Here is a 6,232-nt window from a genome sequence, read left to right on the forward strand (position 1 = left end):
TCCTACTATGATCCGTGTTAAAGATATCGTTAAGACCTATACAACTGGTTCTGAAACTTTGGTAGCCTTAGACACTATTTCCCTGGAAATAATGGCTGGTGAGTTTACTGCAATAATGGGTCCTAGTGGATCTGGTAAATCAACTTTAATGAACATAATAGGTTTATTGGACCGTTTTGATTCAGGTACTTATATACTGAATGGACAAAATGTCAGCGATTTAAACGACAATGAAAGTGCAAAAGTTCGTAACAAAGAAATTGGTTTTGTCTTTCAATCATTTAATTTAATGCCTCGGATGTCCATTTTAGAAAATGTTGCGTTGCCTTTAGTATATGCTGGCGTAAAGCCGAAAGAAAGAAAAGAACGTGCTCTAGCAGCTTTAGAACGAGTTGGATTAAGTAATCGCGTCAAGCATAAGCCAAACGAAATTTCCGGTGGACAAAAACAACGAGTTGCCATTGCTCGAGCAATCGTAAATGAGCCTTCTGTTTTGATGGCAGATGAACCTACTGGAAATCTTGATTCTAAAACGACTGTTGATATTATGCGTATTTTCCAAGAGTTGAATACTGAAGGAACCACTATCGTGATGGTCACTCATGAACCTGAAGTTGCATTGTACACTAAACGAATTGTTACATTTAGAGACGGCGCATTAGTAAACGACCAGCTGCAGCAGCAAAAATTAATGTAGAAAGGAACTTCGGCATGAACATTCGTGAAAATTTTAAAATGGCTGTTGACAGTATTTTTTCAAATAAACTGCGTTCTATTTTAACCATGTTAGGCATTATTATAGGAATTGCTGCTGTTATTGCTATCTTAGCTGTAGGAAATGGTGCAACTTCAGAGATCACTAAAACCTTTAATGATTTTGGCGCATCTACTATTTCGTTGTCTGTCAGCGATGAAGCAACCGGTATTGAGATGATTACAGATGCGGATATTGTAGCATTAAAAAGTTCTATTCCAGAAATCACTCGTATCTCACCAGACAATACAGCAAACACAACTGTTCGGTCTGATTTTGAAAGTCGTTCAGCTTTGGCCTTTAGCGGTACACCAGATTTACAATACACAAACCAATCGATGGATAGCACGATCGTTTCTGGCCGATACTTCAATCAAAATGATTATGATGATGCAAAAGAAGTTGTTGTAATCAGTGAAGATACAGCTACAGCTTTATTCAATGGCCGCCAAGATGTTATCGGTGAAACGATCCAACTGATTGGGAATACAGGAAACGTGCTGAACTTAAAAATCATTGGGATAGTAAAAGGAACCTTTCAAGAATTACAAGGATCATTTGACCTTAGTCAAATGCCTTTATCTTTAGCTCTTCCCCTTACAACAATGGAAAAGTTAAATCCTAGTGTAGCTGTTATCAATAGTTTAACGGTTCAAGTAACGGATAAGAATGCGATTGAATCTGTCTCTAATCGTATGGTCCGTTTACTAGAAACTAGACATGACTCTGTGGGTAATGATTACTATACAGCAACGAATTTTTTACAAGCTTTAGATCAAGTCGATTCTGTATTAGGTTTATTTGTCAACTTTATAGCCGCTGTCGCAGCCATTGCTTTATTAGTAGGCGGAATCGGCGTCATGAATATTATGCTGGTGTCCGTGACCGAACGTACACGTGAAATCGGAACAAGAAAAGCTTTAGGCGCGACAACTAATACAATTCTTTTCCAATTCTTAATGGAAGCTGTCATCTTAACTTTGATTGGTGGAATCATCGGTCTTGTATTGGGTATACTTCTTGCAAATGGTATTTCCAATGCCTTAAGTATTGTACCTAACATCACTTTAGGTTCTGTTCTTTTAGTACTTCTTTTCTCTACTGCTGTTGGGATCTTCTTTGGTATCTACCCCGCTCGAAAAGCAGCAAAGTTAGATCCAATAGAAGCCTTAAGATACGAATAATTTTAAAAAGTAGCTGTATGTCAAATAGTGTTGGTAGTTCAAAATAAAAATTCTGTTTAGCTAACAGAATAAAACTTAGTATTCCTACAGAACAACTTCCGTTAGGATCAAAAAATAGTTTGGCAAGATTGATCAACAGGTTTGTATGGTTAGTCAAATGAAACCTTATTTTGATGCTCATTTAATCAATAATTCTACTTTATTAGTCAAATAAAAACTTATTTTGGTACTCATTTGATCAATAAAGTAGGTTATTGATCAAACAGAAACTTATTTGGTGCTTATTTAATCAATACATCTGTTATATTAATCAAATAGCTCCTTCTATGGCATCTATTTAATCAATAAACCTAAACGAAAGCTCTTTACACATGGAATACGCAAAAAATTATAAAATCAAAACAAAAAGCGCCCAAGAGTATTCTTGAGCGCTTTTTGTTTACTTATTTAGTGATTTAGATATCAGACTTTACAACTGCAGAGTCATCGTTGAAAATCGTTTCATCGAATGTTTTTAATCGCTTAGATGATACGATACCAGCAATAATACTGTCGTTTACATTTAACATTGTACGACCCATATCAATAATAGGTTCAACAGAAATAACTAATCCAACAATTGCTACAGGTAAATTTAATGATCCTAATACAATTAACGCAGCAAATGTTGCTCCGCCACCTACACCAGCAACACCAAATGAACTAATAGTAACAACAGCCATGATCGTAAGAATATACGCTGGACTAAAAACATCTATACCGGCTGTTGGCGCTACGATAGCTGCCAACATTGCTGGATAAATACCTGCACAACCGTTTTGTCCGATAGATAAACCGAACGTTCCAGAAAAGTTCGCAGAAGCTTCATCCACACCCAATGCTTTTGTTTGTGTTTCAATATTTAATGGTAATGCTCCAGCACTAGAACGTGCAGTAAATGCAAAACTTAATACTGTAAAAGTTTTTTTCAAGTATTGAATTGGGCTGACTTTTAAACCAATCAAAATAATCATGTGAATGATAAACATAACAATGATTGCTGCATATGAAGCAATTACAAACACACCAAGGTTAAGCAATGCATTAAAATCACTTGTCGCTAATGCTTTAGTCATCAACGCAAAAATTCCATATGGTGTTAAACGCAATACTAATGTAACGATACGCATCACAATAGCATATAAACTTCTAATTAATTTAGCAAAAAATTCTCCAGCTTCTGGATCTTTTTTATGGACACCTAAGTACGCTATGCCGACAAAAGCTGAAAAAATAACAACAGCAATCGTACTTGTAGAGCGAGAATTAGATAAATCTGCAAAGAAATTAACAGGAATAAATTCTAAAATTTGTTCAGGAATACTTAAATCTGCTACTTGTGCTTCTCTTTCACTTAATTCTGCAATACGTGCAGTTTCAGCAGTACCTTGACTAAATTCTGCTCCGTCCAAGTTAAACACCATTACACTAGCTATCCCTATTAAGGCAGCTACTGCTGTTGTAGCAAGTAATGTTGCTAATACGTTAAAACTGATTTTACCAAGGTTTTTAGACCCTTCAATTTTTGTAAAAGCTCCTACAATGGATACAAAAATCAATGGCATGATCAACATTTGTAAAAATTTAACGTAACCTGATCCAACGATATCGATCCATTCGATCGATTGGGTTGTTACTTCACTACCTGATCCAAAGATCACTTGTAGAATAGCTCCAAATAAAACACCTGATCCTAAAGCAATAAAAACACGTGTTGAAAATTTCATGTGTTTTTTTTGTAATTGCCAGAATCCAATAAGTACTGCAATGAATAATACCAAAACAATACCTATATAAAGATTTGTCATAATAAATCCTCCCTTTTTTGCTTCCTTAATAAACTTAAGAAAACAGATCCATCATAAGATTAAAGGTCTCAAGTAGCTCCGTCCAAAGTAACTACCCTAAAAATGAGGAACTTCCTTACATTTTCAGTGACCTATAAATTTTACTTTACTTTTGTAAGGAAATCAAGTGGAAAATAATATCCAGAGAAATAACGCTAAAAATTTATCTAAACTAAACGCTTCAAACTAATAATGGCTCGTCAGTTTGAAGCGTTTCATTAACTTACTTACATTGTGTTATTTAAATTATGGCTTGGTCTTTTCAATGTCTTCAACAGGTTCAGTATTAATTATAGGCTTTATCAGTTCTTTATTTTTTCGGTTATTTTTATGGAAGAAAACGACTTCTAATAAAGGAACGATTATAGCCGCTGTAAATCCTCCTGAAAAACCATTATTGTAAAGGTTCATACCTGCATGTAAATAACTTATATTCGTTACGATAACCATATGCAAACTACCTGCTATAATTCCTGCAATTACTCCATAGTGCCCACTAACAGGTGCTAAAGTTGTTCCAAATAATGCAGTAAGTAAAAAACTAGTAGTTGATAATTCAGTTGATGTCAGCATACCTACGAGTAACACGCCTAAAAGAATAGGAAAAACATTTTTCACGTGTTTCCCAAAAGCTCCAAAACCAACTACTGTAAATATGCCACCAATTACTGGTCCATTTAATTCTCCTCTTACAATTAACACAAGAGTAGTAGTCAAAATACCTAACAAAGACATATTTATCAATGTTAATCCTAAACCATGATGCTTTATAAAATCTGGTCCACCTTTTCCATCTTCTTTCAAAAATTTTGCGTACCCAGAAAATGAACCACCATTGAAATAAAGGCCACCACTAAATAATAAAATAAATAAACTATAAAGATAAATCGATAACGGCTGATTATAACCACTGGATACTAAATGAACTGTATCTACTTCTATGCCATAGGCTCTAAAAAATGCAATGAAAGCCATACCAATAATTCCAGCAGTAAACCCAATATTATACAGACTAAACCCTTTATGAAAACTAGCAAAATGACGTGATAAAGGTGGCAAAACTAAGCCCACAATAACTCCAGCACTACATCCTAAAAAAATTCCCGTAAAAAATGAAAATCCGCTGTTAAACGCTACTTCACTCACTAATGGTCCTAAAGCCGTTCCGTATAAAGCAGATAATAAATAATTTTTAAACGGAGTACGAGTCACTTTAGCATATAAATATACTCCTACAATAATTGGAATAGAATTAAATAAATTTTTACCAAATAGAGAAAATCCTGCTATCGTGAAGATAGCCGCAAATAATGGTCCCGTTAGTGCTACTTTCGTTGAGCGGATAATAAATAGACTCTTTATGATCATTAGTGCTGCATTGATAAATGCCGCGCCAACATTTGCGAGTTTGAAATAATCCGTTACTAAATTAGCTGGAGAAATAAGGATTTTAAGACTTCCATACCAAATTTCTTCAAGTGTGTTGAAGTGAAGAGCTAGTCCAACTAGCGTAAGAGAAAATAGAAAAGCAATACTATATTTTATTTTTTCTGTTATCAATGGATCTTCTTCCTGTACAGGTGGAAAACATACTTTTTCCATAAGCATCAACCTCTTTTCTTTAATAAACCGATTAGACTTTAAAATTCATTTTTAAAAAAAGCGAGTACTTGCTATTCAAAAATAATAACACGCCTTTTTTGCAAGCACAATTTATTTTTTAAATAGTATGTTATCTTTCTAAAAAAAGCATCCCTAAAATCAGGAATGCTTTTTTCTATTTAGTTTATTCTCTTTCATCAATTTTTATTCTTAGAGAACCTTCGCATAAAGAACTTCACGATTTCTACTAAAGGAATAATTGAAATGGATGCGCCAAATACTAACAACCATTGCTCAACATTTAATGATGAAACACTAAACGCATCATTTAAGCCAGGTATTAAAATAACTGCACTTAATAATGCTGCCGATAGTAAAATAGCTAAGTTGAAGGTTTTATTTTTGAAAAACCCAACAGTAAATAGCGATTTTTTAATCGATTTGACATTAAATGCATGGAATAGTTGAAGTAAACCTAGTGTAGCAAACGCCATTGTTAAAGCATCTTCATGAATTAAATGTAAATCATTTGGATGTGCTGGATAGTGAGTTGCCCACCAGTACACAAATAATGTAATTCCTCCTTCAAAAATCCCTTGATAGATCAAGCTGGGAAGAACGCCATTTGAAAAGAAGGTCGCTTTTCTTCCTCTTGGTGGCTTTTTCATTGCGTCCGCTTCAGCTGGTTCTAACCCTAAAGCAATTGCTGGGAAGGTATCTGTCACAAGATTGATCCATAAAATATGGACCGGTGCTAAAATATTCCACCCTAGTAAAGTAGCAATAAATAAGGTAAGCACTTCACC

The 6,232-nt window shown here is 34.5% G+C and carries 5 protein-coding genes; 2 read left to right on the forward strand and 3 right to left on the reverse strand.

Annotation, left to right across the window (positions count from 1 at the left end; genetic code table 11):
* The first annotated feature begins 7 nt into the window (after window positions 1-7).
* Entirely contained in the window at window positions 8-697 is a 690-nt protein-coding gene (locus tag ABS911_RS03025) for an ABC transporter ATP-binding protein (protein ID WP_350466234.1), read from the forward strand.
* A gap of 14 nt (window positions 698-711) precedes the next feature.
* A complete protein-coding gene (locus tag ABS911_RS03030; RefSeq protein WP_350466235.1) occupies window positions 712-1,938 on the forward strand; it encodes an ABC transporter permease in 1,227 nt (408 codons plus the stop codon).
* Between the two features lie 455 nt (window positions 1,939-2,393).
* On the opposite strand, the gene ABS911_RS03035 is transcribed toward ABS911_RS03030, so the two are convergent.
* The 3 genes from ABS911_RS03035 to ABS911_RS03045 form a co-directional block, all read right to left on the reverse strand.
* Complete coding sequence (locus ABS911_RS03035; RefSeq protein WP_350466236.1) at window positions 2,394-3,785, reverse strand: L-cystine transporter; 1,392 nt, start codon at window positions 3,783-3,785, stop codon at window positions 2,394-2,396.
* A 285-nt stretch (window positions 3,786-4,070) separates the two neighbouring features.
* The gene (locus tag ABS911_RS03040) at window positions 4,071-5,426 is read right to left on the reverse strand and encodes a DUF1576 domain-containing protein (protein ID WP_350466237.1); all 1,356 of its coding nucleotides are present in this window, start codon (window positions 5,424-5,426) and stop codon (window positions 4,071-4,073) included.
* A gap of 197 nt (window positions 5,427-5,623) precedes the next feature.
* Window positions 5,624-6,232: cation transporting ATPase C-terminal domain-containing protein (locus tag ABS911_RS03045; protein ID WP_350466238.1), on the reverse strand; the 609-nt coding region annotated here is incomplete at its 5' end.

Source organism: Carnobacterium sp., from assembly GCF_040274425.1.

What these genes read in the sequence shown, in the direction of transcription:
- ABS911_RS03030 (WP_350466235.1), top strand. Translation starts at nt 712, where the DNA reads ATGAACATTCGTGAAAATTTTAAAATGGCTGTTGACAGTATTTTTTCA.
- ABS911_RS03035 (WP_350466236.1), bottom strand. Translation starts at nt 3,785, where the DNA reads ATGACAAATCTTTATATAGGTATTGTTTTGGTATTATTCATTGCAGTA.
- ABS911_RS03040 (WP_350466237.1), bottom strand. Translation starts at nt 5,426, where the DNA reads ATGGAAAAAGTATGTTTTCCACCTGTACAGGAAGAAGATCCATTGATA.
- ABS911_RS03025 (WP_350466234.1), top strand. Translation starts at nt 8, where the DNA reads ATGATCCGTGTTAAAGATATCGTTAAGACCTATACAACTGGTTCTGAA.